General features: G+C 65.5%; 14 protein-coding genes. 5 read left to right on the forward strand and 9 right to left on the reverse strand.

Annotated elements, in window-relative coordinates:
* Window positions 1–85: 85 nt before the first annotated feature.
* The gene (locus tag KUV38_RS00670) at window positions 86–1,108 is read left to right on the forward strand and encodes a ribose-phosphate pyrophosphokinase (protein ID WP_222468210.1); all 1,023 of its coding nucleotides are present in this window, start codon (window positions 86–88) and stop codon (window positions 1,106–1,108) included.
* A 152-nt stretch (window positions 1,109–1,260) separates the two neighbouring features.
* Window positions 1,261–1,608 (forward strand): hypothetical protein, encoded by a 348-nt coding sequence (locus KUV38_RS00675; RefSeq protein WP_222468211.1) that lies wholly within the window; start codon window positions 1,261–1,263, stop codon window positions 1,606–1,608.
* On the opposite strand, the gene KUV38_RS00680 is transcribed toward KUV38_RS00675, so the two are convergent.
* The 8 genes from KUV38_RS00680 to KUV38_RS00715 form a co-directional block, all read right to left on the reverse strand.
* The gene (locus KUV38_RS00680) at window positions 1,605–2,822 is read right to left on the reverse strand and encodes an MFS transporter (protein WP_222468212.1); all 1,218 of its coding nucleotides are present in this window, start codon (window positions 2,820–2,822) and stop codon (window positions 1,605–1,607) included. The two genes, KUV38_RS00675 and KUV38_RS00680, sit on opposite strands and share 4 nt — an antisense overlap.
* A gap of 191 nt (window positions 2,823–3,013) precedes the next feature.
* Window positions 3,014–3,364 (reverse strand): H-type lectin domain-containing protein, encoded by a 351-nt coding sequence (locus tag KUV38_RS00685; RefSeq protein ID WP_222468213.1) that lies wholly within the window; start codon window positions 3,362–3,364, stop codon window positions 3,014–3,016.
* 127 nt (window positions 3,365–3,491) lie between these two features.
* A complete protein-coding gene (locus KUV38_RS00690) occupies window positions 3,492–3,911 on the reverse strand; it encodes a F0F1 ATP synthase subunit epsilon (RefSeq protein WP_222468214.1) in 420 nt (139 codons plus the stop codon).
* 62 nt (window positions 3,912–3,973) lie between these two features.
* Window positions 3,974–5,398 (reverse strand): F0F1 ATP synthase subunit beta, encoded by a 1,425-nt coding sequence (gene atpD, locus KUV38_RS00695; protein ID WP_222468215.1) that lies wholly within the window; start codon window positions 5,396–5,398, stop codon window positions 3,974–3,976.
* Between the two features lie 16 nt (window positions 5,399–5,414).
* Complete coding sequence (locus tag KUV38_RS00700) at window positions 5,415–6,296, reverse strand: F0F1 ATP synthase subunit gamma (protein ID WP_222468216.1); 882 nt, start codon at window positions 6,294–6,296, stop codon at window positions 5,415–5,417.
* Between the two features lie 21 nt (window positions 6,297–6,317).
* Window positions 6,318–7,856: a F0F1 ATP synthase subunit alpha gene (gene atpA / locus KUV38_RS00705; protein WP_222468217.1), complete on the reverse strand. Its 1,539-nt coding sequence runs from the start codon at window positions 7,854–7,856 to the stop codon at window positions 6,318–6,320.
* A complete protein-coding gene (locus KUV38_RS00710) occupies window positions 7,856–8,416 on the reverse strand; it encodes a F0F1 ATP synthase subunit delta (RefSeq protein WP_222468218.1) in 561 nt (186 codons plus the stop codon). Before KUV38_RS00710 ends, atpA begins: the two co-directional genes overlap by 1 nt.
* A 461-nt stretch (window positions 8,417–8,877) precedes the next feature.
* Window positions 8,878–9,624 carry a methyltransferase domain-containing protein gene (locus KUV38_RS00715; RefSeq protein WP_222468219.1) on the reverse strand — a complete coding sequence of 249 codons (747 nt, stop codon included), beginning with the start codon at window positions 9,622–9,624 and terminating at the stop codon, window positions 8,878–8,880.
* 65 nt (window positions 9,625–9,689) lie between these two features.
* Here KUV38_RS00715 and gloB point away from each other — a divergent pair, with 65 nt between their 5' ends.
* The 3 genes from gloB to KUV38_RS00730 all read left to right on the forward strand — a co-directional run bounded on the left by gloB (window position 9,690) and on the right by KUV38_RS00730 (window position 14,051).
* On the forward strand, window positions 9,690–10,451 hold the full coding sequence (gene gloB, locus KUV38_RS00720; RefSeq protein ID WP_222468220.1) for a hydroxyacylglutathione hydrolase: 762 nt from the start codon (window positions 9,690–9,692) through the stop codon (window positions 10,449–10,451).
* A gap of 211 nt (window positions 10,452–10,662) precedes the next feature.
* Window positions 10,663–12,999: an ATP-dependent Clp protease ATP-binding subunit ClpA gene (clpA, locus tag KUV38_RS00725; protein WP_222468221.1), complete on the forward strand. Its 2,337-nt coding sequence runs from the start codon at window positions 10,663–10,665 to the stop codon at window positions 12,997–12,999.
* A 35-nt stretch (window positions 13,000–13,034) separates the two neighbouring features.
* Window positions 13,035–14,051: a M23 family metallopeptidase gene (locus KUV38_RS00730; RefSeq protein WP_222468222.1), complete on the forward strand. Its 1,017-nt coding sequence runs from the start codon at window positions 13,035–13,037 to the stop codon at window positions 14,049–14,051.
* Here KUV38_RS00730 and KUV38_RS00735 read toward each other — a convergent pair.
* The gene (locus tag KUV38_RS00735; RefSeq protein WP_222468223.1) at window positions 14,048–14,923 is read right to left on the reverse strand and encodes a TIGR01459 family HAD-type hydrolase; all 876 of its coding nucleotides are present in this window, start codon (window positions 14,921–14,923) and stop codon (window positions 14,048–14,050) included. The two genes, KUV38_RS00730 and KUV38_RS00735, sit on opposite strands and share 4 nt — an antisense overlap.

Raw genomic sequence — 14,923 nt, forward strand, 5'->3', positions numbered from 1 at the left:
CTGTGCGCGGCTTTCTGGCCCTGACGGTAGGCCGGTGCTATGGGGTGTCAACGTTACGATTCTGCCACGCGCGAGGGGATACGCGATGCCCAATCCGACCGAACCCAAACTGATGTCCGGCAATGCCAACCTGCCGCTGGCCAAGTCGATCTGCCGGCGCATGTCGATGCATCGCGGCATGACCGTGGGGCTGGTGGATGCGCGGGTGGAGCGGTTCAACGATCAGGAGATCTTCGTCGAGGTCTACGAGAACGTCCGCGGCGAGGACATGTTCATCATCCAGCCCACCTCGAACCCGGCGAACGACAACCTGATGGAGCTGCTGATCATGGCCGATGCGCTCAAGCGCTCTTCGGCTGCCCGCACCACTGCGGTGATCCCCTACTTCGGCTACGCCCGGCAGGACCGGCGCACCAAGGCCCGCACGCCGATTTCGGCCAAGCTGGTGGCCAACCTCATCCACGAGGCGGGCATCGAGCGGGTGCTGACGATGGATCTGCACGCTGCCCAGATCCAGGGCTTCTTCGATATCCCGGTCGATAACCTCTACGCCAGCCCGATCTTCGCACTCGATATCAAGCACCACATGAAGGACAAACTCTCGGACGTGATGGTGGTGAGCCCCGATGTCGGCGGCGTGGCCCGTGCCCGCGAGTTGGCCCAACGCATCGGTGCGCCGCTCTCCATCGTCGACAAGCGCCGCGAGAAGCCCGGCGAAGTGGCCGAGATGACCGTGATTGGCGATGTGAAGGACAAGGTCTGCATCATCGTAGATGACATCTGCGACACCGCCGGCACGCTCTGCAAAGCCGCCGAGATCCTGATGGAGAATGGCGCGACCGAGGTGCACAGCTACATCTCCCACGGCGTGCTCTCCGGCCCCGCCGTGGAGCGTATCACCAAATCGGTGATGAAGAGCCTCGTGATCACCGACAGCATCGAGCCGACCGACCCGGTCAAGGCCTGCCCCAACATCCGCATCGTGCCCACCGCGCCGATGTTCGCTCAGGCGATCCTCAACATCTGGTCGGGCACCTCGGTGTCGTCGCTCTTCGATCACAACACGCTGGTGCCGATCTACGAGGGCTTCTACGGCACCGATGTCTGAGCGGCGCTGAGATAATAATTCTCGCGCCCGCCCTGCCGCGCCCTTGAACGCCCGGCAGGGCCGCCCAATCTGTGTGCGGGGTGCGTCCCCTGCGCGATGCAGATTGCAGGGCAGGGGCCAACACAGCCCGATCCTGTTGGAAGAGGGATGCCATGCCGGGCCAGATCGCCCTTCTGCTGCCGCTGATCGGTGCCTTCATGGTGATCGTGAAAGGCATCGCGCGGCTCCGGGCCAAGCGCGGGCGGGAGCGCTACGTGCCGCCGCAGCCCAAGGAGGTGCCTGCTCCGCCGCGTCCTTCAGCCCGGCTCCAGAGCACGCTGCCCGATGCCGCCTGCGAGGTTTGCGCCAGCCCGATCCCGGGCGGGCAGACCATTTGCCCGCTCTGTGCTCGCAAGGCCGCGGCGCCTTCCCATCAAGGCTTGGTGACATCGCTCAACTGGGTCGCGTTCATCGCCATCATGTCTGCGATCATCGGCTTGGGGGCCGCGTTCACCTACTAGCGCGGTGCGGCGGCGCTCGCGCGCTCCCGACGTATCACCAGCGGCAGGATTGCCAGCACCAGCACCGCGCCCAGCATGAACGGCGCACCGGGCCAGTAGAGGCCGCTCCCATCGGTGAAGAGCCGGAAAAGCGGGGTAAAAATCAGCGGTGCCGCCACAGCCGCCAGCGCGGCCAGCGCCGCGATGACCCCCTGCACCATGCCCTGCTCATCCTCCCCCGCCCCGTTGGCGGCAATGGCTGTGAGCGTGGGCGGCACAAGGTCTGACAGCGCGGCCAGCGGCATCACCAGCAGCACCAGCCACGTGGCCGTCGTCACCCCGTAGACCGCCATCGCAAAGGCCGAGACCGCCAGCCCGAAGATGACCAGACGCCGCTCGCCCAGCCGCACCACAGCAAAGGGCATCACAACAGCCTGCGCCAGTGCCATCAGCACGCCGTAGGCCGAGAGCGAGAGGCCGATGGTCAGCGTGCTCCACCCCAGCGCCGCCTTGCCCCAGAAGGCCCAGAGCACCGGGTAGACCATGTTGGCGAACTCGAAGAGCGCGAGCGCGATGAGCGGCACGGTGAGGCCGGGCAGGGCGAAGGCCCGGCGGAAGCTGGCGAAGGGGTTGATCTGCCGCGCGCCAAAGGGCCGGCGGTTCTCCTCGCGCAGCGACTCCGGCAGCACGAATAGGCCGAGCGCAAGGTTGGCGGCGGCGAGCGCGGCGGCCACCCAGAAGGGCGCGGTCACATGCCAGCCCGCGACGAGGCCGCCAAGTGCCGGGCCGAGCACGAAGCCCACGCCAAAGGCCGCGCCGATCAGCCCGAACCGGGCCGCGCGCTGCTCTTTCGGCGTGATGTCCGACACATATGCGGTGGCGGTAATATAGGTCGCCCCGGCCACCCCGGCGAGCGTGCGCCCGAGCAGCAGCAGCCAGAAGCTGCCCGCCAGCGCCATCAGAATGTAGTCGAGCACGAGGCAGGCGAGGGCGGCCAGCAGCACCGGCTTGCGGCCCCACGCATCCGAGATCGAGCCAACGATCGGCCCGCAAACAAACTGCGCCCCCGCATAGGCCGCCATCAGCACCCCGGCCCAGAACGAGCCTTCGCCCACGTCCCCCGCGCCCACGCGCGCCATCAGTTCCGGCATGATCGGAAACACGATTCCGATCCCGATTGCGTCCAGCATCAGGGTGGCGAGGATGAAGAACAGAGGGCCGTTGAGGCGGGTCATGCGGGCTTCTGGCCCCGTGCAGGCCTTCCGGCAAGCGAAATTTCGGTAACAGGTCAGGGCTGGCGTGCCTGCGGTGCCTGTTTCGGATCAGGGTGTAGGCTGGGTCAGGCCGCCTGCATCGCCCACCGTTCAAAGAGCCGCGATGCCCGCCCGCCAATTCTTTCCGCCCGACCCCGAGGCGCAAAGCCGCCTCAGGACAGCTCCCAATCGTCCTCGTGCCGCAGCTCGCCAATGGCCATCCAGCTCGCCCGCACGCGGGCCACGCGGGTATCGCCCCATGTGCGGAACACCAGCTCGAACCCGTCGTTGGTGATGTTCTCGGCGGAGATGTCGGCGCGCGGGTTGGTCTTCTGGTCCATGTCCCACATGGCGAGGTTCACCATGACCGTGGGAACCCCCCGGTAGCTCTCCGAAAAGCTCACGGCCCGGCGGGCCTGACGCGGGCCTGTGCCCGTCCACATCTCGCCGCCGTCCTCGAAGTCGGAGAACAGCACCACAGATCCTTCGTCGACCCCAACAAGGTGGTTGCGCAGGCGTTTCATTCAGTTGATCACAATCCGGATTCCTAGGAACATCGATAAAAGAGGATTTGGGCGGAAATTGGAACCGAAACGTAAAAGGCCCCGCCGATTTCCCGGCGGGGCCTTTGAAATTTCTGCCAGATCAGGCTCAGGCGTTGGTGCGAACCGAGACGCCCAGCTCATTGCCGAGCGCGGCGATGTCTGCGGCGGTCTTGGCCAGCGCGTCGAGATCTTCGGCGCTCGCGTTGTCACGGGCGGCGGCAGCGTCGGAGAGGAACTCTTCGAGCAGCTCCGAGGTCATCTCGTCGGCGGGCACGGCGTGCTCGGCCAGAACGGTGGTGCCCTCGGCGGTGATCTCGGCAAAGCCGCCGATCACGGCATATTTGCTCTCGGCGCCATCCTCTGCGGTTACGGTCAGCAGGCCTGGGCGCAGGGTGGTGATCGTCGGGCTATGGTCGGGCATCGCCGTCAGGTCGCCTTCGGCACCCGGGATCTGCACGGCCTTGGCCGCGAGGGACGCGAGCCGACGCTCGGGCGAAACCAGATCGAATTGCATGGTGTCGGCCATTACAGGCTCCTGTCAGTTGAAATCGCCCCCCGCCGCCGTGGCGGGGCAGGGGGCGTTAGCTCTTAGGCGGCTTCGGCAGCCATTTTCTGGGCCTTGGCCTTCACCTCTTCGATGCCGCCAACCATGTAGAAGGCGCCCTCGGGCAGGTGGTCGTACTCGCCGGCCACAACCGCCTTGAAGGAGGAGATGGTGTCTTCCAGCGGCACCTGAACGCCGTCGGAACCGGTGAACACCTTGGCCACGTCGAACGGCTGCGAGAGGAAGCGCTGGATCTTCCGGGCGCGGGCCACGGTCAGTTTGTCCTCTTCGCTGAGTTCGTCCATGCCGAGAATGGCGATGATGTCCTGAAGCGACTTGTAGCGCTGCAGGATCCCCTGCACGTCGCGGGCCACCTTGTAGTGCTCCTCACCCAGAACCGAGGGGTCCATCAGGCGCGAGGAGGAGTCGAGCGGGTCCACGGCCGGGTAGATGCCCAGCTCGGAGATGGCGCGCGACAGCACGGTGGTTGCGTCGAGGTGGGCAAAGGTCGTGGCGGGCGCGGGGTCGGTAAGGTCGTCCGCGGGCACGTACACGGCCTGGATCGAGGTGATCGAGCCCTGCTTGGTCGAGGTGATCCGCTCCTGCATCGCGCCCATGTCGGTCGCGAGCGTCGGCTGGTAGCCCACAGCGGAGGGGATACGGCCCAGAAGCGCCGACACCTCGGAACCCGCCTGCGTGAAGCGGAAGATGTTGTCGACGAAGAAGAGCACGTCGGTCCCCGACTGGTCGCGGAACTGCTCGGCCAGCGTCAGGCCGGTCAGCGCCACGCGGGCACGGGCCCCCGGAGGCTCGTTCATCTGGCCGTAAACCAGAGCCACCTGGGAGTCTTCGAGGTTGTCGGGCTTGATGACGTTGGATTCGATCATCTCGTGGTAGAGGTCGTTGCCCTCACGGGTCCGCTCGCCCACACCGGCGAACACGGAGTAACCCGAGTGCACCTTCGCGATGTTGTTGATCAGCTCCATGATGAGCACGGTCTTGCCCACGCCGGCACCGCCGAAGAGGCCGATCTTGCCGCCCTTCGCGTAGGGGGCCAGCAGGTCGATCACCTTGATGCCGGTCACGAGCACTTCGGATTCGGTCGACTGCTCGTCGAACTCGGGTGCGGGCTGGTGGATGGCGCGGGTTTCGCTGGCGTCCACCGGGCCTTTTTCGTCAACCGGCTCGCCGATCACGTTGAGGATCCGGCCCAGGGTGGCGTTGCCCACCGGAACCTGGATCGCGTCACCGGTGTCGGTCACGGCCTGACCACGCACGAGACCTTCGGTCGCGTCCATGGCGATCGTGCGCACGGTGTTCTCGCCAAGGTGCTGGGCCACTTCGAGCACCAGCTTCTTGCCGTTGTTTTCGGTTTCAAGCGCGTTCAGGATCTCGGGCAGGGCGTCGTCGAACTGCACGTCCACGACGGCGCCGATGACCTGGGTCACTTTGCCTTTTGCGTTTGCCATTATCGTTTCCCTCTCGTCAGAGCGCCTCGGCGCCCGAAATAATCTCGATCAGCTCGTTGGTGATCACGGCCTGACGGCTGCGGTTGTACTGGATCGTCAGCTTGTCGATCATCTCGCCCGCGTTGCGCGTGGCGTTGTCCATGGCGCTCATCCGGGCACCCTGTTCAGAGGCGCCGTTCTCGAGCAGCGCCGAGAAGATCTGCGTGGCCACGGCGCGCGGCAGCAGGTCGGCCAGAATGGCCTCCTCTTCCGGCTCGTAGTCATAGACCGTCGCGGCTTCGTCAGCAGCTTCTTCCGTCGCCTCGAAATCGGCGGGGATGACCTGCTTGGCCGTCGGGATCTGGCTGATGACGCTCTGGAACTCGGCGTAGAAGATCGTGGCCACGTCGAACTCGCCCGCGTCGAAGCGGGTGAGCACGTCGCGGGCAACGCCCTGTGCATCAGTATAGCCGAGGTTCTTCACCCCGCTCAGGTCCACATGACCGACGAAATGGCTCGACAGGTCGCGCTTCAGCTGTTCGCGGCCCTTCTTGCCGACAGTGAGGATTTTCACCTCTTTGCCAGCTTTGACCAACTCGTTCGCGCGGGTGCGCGCGAGCTTGACGATCGAGCTGTTGAAGCCGCCGCAAAGGCCCCGCTCGGCGGTCATGACCACCAGCAGATGCACCTTGTCGTCGCCCGTTCCGGCCAGAAGGCGCGGCGCGGAGTCAGACCCGGCAGAGGCCCCGGCCAGCCCGGCCATCACGGCATTCATCCGCTCGGCATAGGGGCGCCCGGCTTCGGCAGCTTCCTGGGCGCGGCGGAGCTTGGCCGCCGCGACCATCTGCATGGCCTTTGTGATCTTCCGAGTGCTTTTGACACTCTCGATCCTGTTTTTAAGATCCTTGAGGCTCGGCATGAGCTATCTCCCCGGCCAGCCTTAAGCGAAATCTTTGGCGAATTCGTCCAGAGCCGCCTTGATCTTGTCCTCGAGCTCACCTTTGACCTTGCGGTCGTTGTTGGTGATGTCGGCGAGGAGATCTTCGTGCTTGCCGCGCAGGTGGGCCAGCAGACCGGCTTCGAAGCGGCCCACGTCGGAGACGGCAACCTTGTCGAGGTAGCCGTTGGTGCCAGCGTAGATCACGCAGACGATCTCGGCGTTGGTCAGCGGCGAGTACTGCGGCTGCTTCATCAGCTCGGTCAGACGGGCACCACGGTTCAGCAGGCGCTGGGTGGCGGCGTCGAGGTCGGAGCCGAACTGGGCGAAGGCGGCCATCTCGCGGTACTGAGCGAGCGACAGTTTCACCGGACCGGCGACCGAAGACATGGCTTTGGTCTGGGCCGAGGAGCCAACGCGCGACACCGAGAGGCCGGTGTTCACGGCGGGGCGGATGCCCTGGTAGAACAGTTCGGTCTCAAGGAAGATCTGGCCGTCGGTGATCGAGATCACGTTGGTCGGAATAAAGGCCGAAACGTCGCCGCCCTGGGTTTCGATGATCGGCAGAGCGGTCAGCGAGCCAGCGCCGTGATCTTCGTTCAGCTTGGCCGAACGCTCGAGCAGGCGGGAGTGCAGGTAGAACACGTCGCCGGGGTAGGCTTCGCGCCCGGGCGGGCGGCGGAGCAGCAGCGACATCTGGCGGTAAGACACGGCCTGCTTGGACAGGTCATCGTAGATGATCAGCGCATGGCGGCCGTTGTCGCGGTAGAATTCGGCGATCGAGGTCGCGGTGTAGGGGGCGAGATACTGCATCGGCGCCGGGTCCGAAGCGGTCGCGGCCACGATGGTGGTGTATTCGATCGCGCCGGTCTCTTCGAGCTTCTTCACCAGCTGGGCAACGGTGGAGCGCTTCTGGCCCACGGCCACGTAGATGCAGTAGAGCTTCTTGCTCTCGTCATCGCCGGCGGCGTCGTTGTAGCTCTTCTGGTTCAGGATCGCGTCGAGCGCCACAGCGGTCTTGCCGGTCTGACGGTCGCCAATGATCAGCTCGCGCTGGCCACGGCCGATCGGGATCATCGCGTCCACCGACTTGAGGCCGGTCGCCATCGGCTCGTGCACCGATTTACGGGGGATGATGCCGGGGGCCTTCACGTCGGCCACGCGGCGCTCGGCGGCCTCGATGGCGCCTTTGCCGTCAACCGGAGCACCCAGCGCGTCAACCACGCGGCCGAGCATGGCGTCGCCCACGGGCACGTCCACGATGGCCTTGGTCCGCTTGACGGTGTCGCCTTCCTTGATGTCCCGGTCGGAGCCGAAGATCACGACACCGACGTTGTCGATCTCGAGGTTCAGCGCCATCCCGCGGATACCACCGGGGAATTCGACCATCTCGCCGGCCTGGATGTTGTCGAGGCCGTGCACACGGGCGATACCGTCACCGACGGAGAGCACGCGGCCGACTTCGGCAACTTCGGCCTCCTGGCCAAAATTCTTGATCTGGTCCTTGAGGATTGCGGAGATTTCCGCAGCTTGGAGAGCCATTAGCCGACCTCTTTCATTGCGTTCTGGAGGGAAGACAGCTTCGAGCGGATCGAGCTGTCGATCATCTGCGAGCCGAGCTTCACGACGAGGCCGCCAATCAGGGCTTCATCGACGTGCATCTCGAGTTTCACGTCCTTGCCGACCTTCTTAGCGAGGGTATCGGCGAGTTTCTTCTGCTGGGTCGCGGTGAGCGCCTTGGCCGAGGTGATCTCGGCGGTCACTTCACCCTTCTCCTCGGCGATCATCGCCTTGAGAGCCTTCACCAGCTGGGGCAGGGCGAACAGACGGCGCTTTTGCGCCATCAGGCCCAGGGTCGAGCCTGTCAGCCCGTCCAGCCCCATCTTCTTGGCCACCGCCGTCACACCGGCTTCCTGCTGGGCGCGGGTGTAGACAGGGTTGGAGATGAGATCCCGGAAATCCTCACTCTCGTCGAGTGCCGCGCCGAGGGTCTCGGCGTCGGATTCCAAGGCTTTGAGTTTCTTGTCGCTCTTGGCGAGGTCGAAGAGCGCTGATGCGTAGCGCGCGGCGATGCTTGCGGATATCGAAGCCGTCTCGGACACGTCCACCCCTCGTTGTCGGTTTGGCCCGGTTGTAAGTGGGCTCTGGGCATAGATCGGGTGCTGCCGTTCCCGGCACCCCCCGAAGTCGAGGGGTGTCTAGCAGACGGTTTATGGGCTCGCAACAGGTTTAAATCGCGTTTACGTGACTGTAAAATCCAGCGATTTCAGTGGGTTGAAAATGGTGCGACACATTGGTGTCATTTCGACACAGGGCAGGGGAGGGAATCTCTGCACCGGCGGGATGCCATTGTATACCGTGCCCTGCGTGGCGGTTTTGTCAGCGTTGCCAGAGGCTTGCGGCAAGATGGGTGCGCGGGGGAGGGGGCGGCAAGCGCGCCGGGCTCATTTTGCACCTGCGGCATTTCGGTCGCGAGACGCTTCATCGTCCGCGGCTCGGCCTGTCGCCACCTCACCGGAGTTCCGCGCCAGCGCACGCGACGGACAAGACCCTCAGCCCCCGATCACGCCGGCTCCGCCCCCGGCTGCACTGCGCCCTCCAGAACCGGCCTGCGCTGGCGTGACCGCACCTTCTGCACATCACCTCCCGGCGCATAGACCCGCTTGCTCGCTTCCAGAATGAAGACGCCTCCGGCCAGATAGCTCGAAATCCGCCGCCCGCTCTTCTCCCAGAAGTTCGAGGACTTCACCCAGAACCGCCGATGGCTCGGCGGGCTGAACAGGGCGGCGAGGTGGCGCTCGGGCACGAACCCGTTGTTGCGCAGCAGCGCCTCCAGCTGGCTCAGCGAATAGGGGCGGCCAAAGCCGAAGGGGGTCACATCCCGCCGCGCCCAGAGCCCGGCGCGGTTGGGCACGATGAAGATCGCACGCCCGCCGGGGCCGAGCACCCGGTGCACCTCTTCCAACAGGCGGCCCGGGTTGTCGGAGGTATCCAGCCCGTGGAGGCACACCAGCTTGTCGACCATTCCCGTGGTCAGCGGCCAGAGCGCCTCTTCTACAAGTACCGAGTGGTTGGGGGCGCCCGCGGGCCAAGGAGCGACACCCTGCGCGCCCGGCATCAGCGCCATCACCCGCCGGGCATCGGCGAGGTAGGGGCGCAGCAGCGGCACCGCAAAGCCATAGCCCACCACCGTCTGTGCCTTGGCCTCGGGCCAGAGGCTGACAACCTGATCCCGGATTGCCCGCTGCGCCACGCGCCCTAGCTGGGTGCGATAATAGAAGTTTCTCAGATCGAGAACGTCCAGATGCATCGGTTGCCGGTGGCCCTCGCTTCGGTCAGTCTGGCCAGACCATACCAGCGCGAAAGGGAAACGCCATGCCCCTCGAAATCCTCACTGTCCCCTGCCTCTCCGACAACTACGCCTATGTGGTGAAGGGGCCGGACGGTGTGTGCCTGATCGACGCGCCCGAGGCCGGGCCGATCATCGCCGCGCTGGAGCAGAAGGGCTGGACGCCGGGCGTGCTGATGATCACCCACCACCACAACGATCACGTGGGCGGCGTGGAGGATCTGCGGGAGAAGTATGGCCTCAAGGTCATGGGCCCCAAGGCGGAGGAGGCCAAGCTGCCCCCGCTCGACATGGCGCTGACCGAGGGGATGAACGGCGGCGAGGGCGAGGGCTACACCGAGCCGCTCGACGTGCCCGGCCACACCCTGGGCCACATGGCCTTCCACTTCCCGAACGGCGGCGCACTCTTCACGGCCGACAGCCTGATGGCCCTCGGCTGCGGGCGGGTCTTTGAGGGGACGATGGAGCAGATGCACGACTCGCTCCAGAAGCTCGCCGCGCTCCCGCCGGAAACAATGGTCTATTCCGGGCACGAATATACGCTCGGCAACGCCAAATTCGCCCTCACCATCGACCCGGAGAACACGGCGCTTCAGGAAAGGGTGAAAAAAGTGGCAACTCTGCGCGAGGCAGGGGAGCCCACCGCTCAGGTCACCCTCGCCGAGGAACTGGCCACCAACCCGTTTCTGCGCTGCGGCGATGCAGGCATACGCGCCACACTCGCCATGGAAAACGCATCCGACGCCGAGGTTTTCGCCGAAATCCGGCGGAGAAAGGATGCTTTTTGACGCCACCGCCCTATAATGCCGCGGGCGCTCCCAAGGGCACTTCACGGCACCCGGGCATCCCGATCACAATTCGGGCAAATCCGGGCCTTGGGCGAAAAAACTCTCACAAAAGACTTGAAGGTTCGGGTTTTCCACCGAACTTTAATCTTATGAGGCCACGGTCAGGGACGGGCCAAACCCTCCTCGGCCACAAGGGAAAGGAGCACATCGCGTGCCATCGTTTTCGAACACCCTCGAGCAAGCAATCCACGCCGCGCTGGCGCTGGCCAATGCGCGCCGTCACGAGCTCGCAACGCTGGAGCATCTGCTGCTGGCGCTGATCGACGAGCCCGATGCCGCCAAGGTCATGCAGGCGTGCTCTGTCGATCTCGACGAGCTGCGCAGCACGCTCAATGATTTTATCGATGAGGACCTCTCGACTCTCGTCACCGAGATCGAGGGATCCGAGGCCGTGCCAACGGCCGCCTTCCAGCGCGTGATCCAGCGCGCTGCGATCCATGTTCAAAGCTCCGGCCGTACCGAGGTGACCGGCGCCAACGTGCTGGTCGCGATCTTCGCCGAGCGCGAGAGCAACGCCGCCTTCTTCCTGCAGGAGCAGGACATGACCCGCTATGACGCGGTGAACTTCATCGCCCACGGCGTGGCCAAGGATCCGGCATTCGGCGAGACCCGCTCGGTTTCCGGCGCGACCGACATGGAGGAGGAGGCTGCCTCCGCCGAAACCGTCAACGCCGAGCCGGAAGAGAAAGAGAGCGCGCTCTCCAAGTATTGCGTCGACCTGAACGCCAAGGCCAAGTCGGGCGATGTCGACCCGCTGATCGGCCGCGAGTCCGAGGTCGAGCGCTGCATCCAGGTGCTTTGCCGCCGCCGCAAGAACAACCCGCTGCTGGTGGGTGATCCGGGCGTCGGCAAAACCGCCATCGCCGAGGGCCTCGCCCGCAAGATCGTGCAGGGTGAAACCCCTGAGGTGCTGGCCCACTCCACCATCTACTCGCTCGACATGGGCGCGCTGCTGGCGGGCACCCGCTACCGGGGCGACTTCGAGGAGCGGCTTAAGGCTGTGGTGACCGACCTTGAAAAGCACCCCGACGCGGTGCTTTTCATCGACGAGATCCACACCGTCATCGGCGCAGGTGCCACCTCCGGCGGTGCGATGGATGCCTCCAACCTGCTGAAGCCCGCGCTTCAGGGCGGCAAACTGCGCTGCATGGGGTCCACCACCTACAAGGAGTTCCGCCAGCACTTCGAGAAGGACCGCGCGCTGAGCCGCCGGTTCCAGAAGATCGACGTGACCGAGCCTTCGGTGGAAGACAGCGTCAAGATCCTCAAGGGCCTCAAGCCCTATTTCGAGGAGCATCACGACATCAAATACACCGCCGAGGCGATCAAATCCGCGGTGGAGCTTTCGGCCCGTTACATCAACGACCGTAAGCTGCCTGACAAGGCGATCGACGTGATCGACGAGGCCGGTGCGGCCCAGCATCTGGTGGCCGAGAGCAAGCGCCGCAAGACCATCGGCGCCAAGGAGATCGAGGCCGTGGTGGCCAAGATCGCCCGCATCCCGCCCAAGAACGTCTCCAAGGACGATGCCGAGGTGCTGAAGGATCTGGAGGCCTCTCTCAAGCGCGTGGTCTTCGGGCAGGACAAGGCGATCATGGCCCTGTCCTCCGCCATCAAGCTGGCCCGTGCGGGTCTGCGCGAGCCCGAAAAGCCGATCGGCAACTACCTCTTCGCCGGCCCGACCGGTGTGGGTAAGACCGAGGTCGCCAAGCAGCTCGCCAGCCAGCTCGGCGTGGAGCTGCTGCGCTTCGACATGTCGGAATACATGGAGAAGCACGCGGTTTCGCGGCTCATCGGCGCCCCTCCGGGCTACGTGGGCTTCGACCAAGGCGGCATGCTGACCGATGGCGTCGACCAGAACCCGCATTGCGTGCTCCTGCTCGACGAGATCGAAAAGGCGCACCCGGATGTCTACAACATCCTCCTGCAGGTGATGGACCACGGCAAGCTGACCGATCACAACGGCCGGACGACCGATTTCCGCAACGTGATCCTGATCATGACCTCCAACGCGGGCGCTGCCGAGCAGGCCAAGGAGGCCATCGGCTTCGGGCGGGACCGCCGCGAGGGCGAGGATCAGGCCGCCATCGAGCGAACCTTCACGCCGGAATTCCGCAACCGTCTGGATGCGGTCATCAGCTTCGCGCCGCTGGGCAAATCCACCATCCTCTCGGTGGTCGAAAAGTTCGTGCTCCAGCTGGAGGCCCAGCTGATGGATCGTGACGTGACCATCGAGCTGACCCCCAAGGCCGCCGAATGGCTCGCCGACAAGGGCTATGACGACAAGATGGGCGCCCGCCCGCTGGGTCGCGTGATCCAGGAAAACATCAAGAAGCCGCTGGCCGAGGAGCTCTTGTTCGGCAGGCTGATGAAGGGCGGTATCGTCAAGGTCGGCATCAAGGATGGCGAGATCGATCTGCGCATCGAGGAGCCGGCCAAGGCCCGCATCGGGTCGCGCAAGAAGCCGCCACTGCTCACTGCGGAATGACGGCAAAGCCGGAAGACAAACAAAGGGAGCGCCGTTTGGCGCTCCCTTTCGCCTTTTTGGCCCTCACTCTCGCCGCCACACCCCTCACCGCAGGCCCGCCGCTGCTCGGCCAACCGGTGGACTGCACCTTGGGCCGCGACTGCTACATCCAGCAATATTTCGACCGTGATCCTGATGCCGGTGAGGTGCAGGATTTCAACTGCGGCACCCTCGCCAACGATGGCCACGGCGGCACCGATTTTGCCGTGCCCACGCTGGAGGCCGTGGCCGCAGGCGTCACCGTGGTCGCCGCCGCACCCGGCACCGTGCTGGGCACCCGCGACGGCATGGCCGATGTCTCCTCGCTCGCAGAGGATGCCCCTGATCTTGCCGGGCGCGATTGCGGCAATGGCGTGATGATCGACCATGGCGATGGCTGGACCACGCAGTATTGCCACCTGCGCCAAGGCTCCGTGGTGGTGGAGACCGGCCAGCGTGTGGCCATGGGCACGCCGCTCGGCCTCGTCGGCATGTCGGGCCGCGCCTCCTTTCCGCACCTGCATCTGACCCTCCGGCAAGGTGCTGAAAAGGTTGATCCTTTCGCCCCCGATGCCGCAGCCGCCTGCGCCCTTCCCGGCGCCGCCGCGGCAGATGCCGCGCCCACCACAGCCAGTCCCGGAGGCCGCACCAGCCTCTGGCTCGAGGCCCCGCCCTATGTGCCCGGCGGTCTCATCGCCGTGGGCCTCACCACCGAGGTGCCGAGCATCGAAGAGGTCCGCGCCGGGCTGCGCACCGCGCCCGTCACCCCGCCCAAGACACCGGCGATGGTGATCTGGGCCTACAGCTTTGCCGGCGCGCCGGGCGACGAGATCGAGATCATCTTCGAAGGTCCCGAGGGCGAGATCGGCCGCCATACCGATGTGCTGGACAAGGCCCAGCCTTTCGTGCTGCGGGCCTACGGCAAGCGCACGCCCGCCGCGGGCTGGTCATGGGGCACCTACACCGGCACGGTGATCCACCGCCGGGACGGCGCCGAACTGGGGCGCCGCTACATCCAGACCGAAGTGAACTAGCGCAGAAACCCGATCGCGTAGGTCGTCGCCATCTGGTGATGCGCGAGGTATTCGTCGAGCTTTTCCTGCACCGGCTGGCCGCCCGGCGCGGTGCCGGTCTCCAGCGCGCCAAGGCCGCCGGAGATGAACAGGCAATCGAGGCCCTCGCCCATCGCCCCCTTCACATCGGTCAGCACCCCGTCACCAATGCAGAGGATCGGCCCAGCCGGGTCGCCCCCCACCTCGGCCAGACGGGCGCGGGCAAGATCGTAGATCGGCGGATGCGGTTTGCCGAAGTAAAGGCTCTCGCCCCCCATCTCGGTGTAAAGCTTGGCCAGCGCGCCTGCGCACCATTCCCGGCTCTCGCCCCGGTCCACCACGATATCGGGGTTGGCGCAGAGCAGTTTCAGCCCCTTCTGCTTGGCATAAAGGAACGGGCCGCGCATCTCCTCGGGGTCGGCATGCGGGTCGAACGGGCCGGTGCAGACGATGCCCTCGGCCTCTTCCATCTCCACCCGTTCAATCTCCACCGGGTCTTTCACCAGATTCAGCGGCTCGAAGAAGGTCAGGTCGAACGGCTGGCCGATGAACCAGACCTTGCGGCCCACCGCGCCCCGGAACATCGCCGCGCGGGCGGAGTCGCCCGAGGTGGCGATCACGTCCCATGCGTCATCGGGCACGCCCCACTGGCCCAGCTGCTTTTGCACCTCGGCGCGGGCGCGGGGCGCATTGGTCAGCAGCACCACCTTCTTGCCCGCCGCGCGGAGCTCCTGCAGCGCCGCCACCGCCTCGGGGAAGGCCGTCACCCCGTTGTGGACGCAGCCCCAAAGGTCGACGAAGGCCGCGTCATACTGATGCGCGACCTCCGAGAGCGATCCGATGACCCGGCTCAA

Source organism: Vannielia litorea, from assembly GCF_019801175.1.
GTDB lineage: Bacteria > Pseudomonadota > Alphaproteobacteria > Rhodobacterales > Rhodobacteraceae > Vannielia > Vannielia litorea_B.

Excerpts from the sequence above, each read along its gene's own strand:
- KUV38_RS00670 (WP_222468210.1), top strand. The coding sequence starts at position 86 with ATGCCCAATCCGACCGAACCCAAACTGATGTCCGGCAATGCCAACCTG.
- KUV38_RS00675 (WP_222468211.1), top strand. The coding sequence starts at position 1,261 with ATGCCGGGCCAGATCGCCCTTCTGCTGCCGCTGATCGGTGCCTTCATG.
- KUV38_RS00680 (WP_222468212.1), bottom strand. The coding sequence starts at position 2,822 with ATGACCCGCCTCAACGGCCCTCTGTTCTTCATCCTCGCCACCCTGATG.
- KUV38_RS00685 (WP_222468213.1), bottom strand. The coding sequence starts at position 3,364 with ATGAAACGCCTGCGCAACCACCTTGTTGGGGTCGACGAAGGATCTGTG.
- KUV38_RS00690 (WP_222468214.1), bottom strand. The coding sequence starts at position 3,911 with ATGGCCGACACCATGCAATTCGATCTGGTTTCGCCCGAGCGTCGGCTC.
- atpD (WP_222468215.1), bottom strand. The coding sequence starts at position 5,398 with ATGGCAAACGCAAAAGGCAAAGTGACCCAGGTCATCGGCGCCGTCGTG.
- KUV38_RS00700 (WP_222468216.1), bottom strand. The coding sequence starts at position 6,296 with ATGCCGAGCCTCAAGGATCTTAAAAACAGGATCGAGAGTGTCAAAAGC.
- atpA (WP_222468217.1), bottom strand. The coding sequence starts at position 7,856 with ATGGCTCTCCAAGCTGCGGAAATCTCCGCAATCCTCAAGGACCAGATC.
- KUV38_RS00715 (WP_222468219.1), bottom strand. The coding sequence starts at position 9,624 with ATGCATCTGGACGTTCTCGATCTGAGAAACTTCTATTATCGCACCCAG.
- gloB (WP_222468220.1), top strand. The coding sequence starts at position 9,690 with ATGCCCCTCGAAATCCTCACTGTCCCCTGCCTCTCCGACAACTACGCC.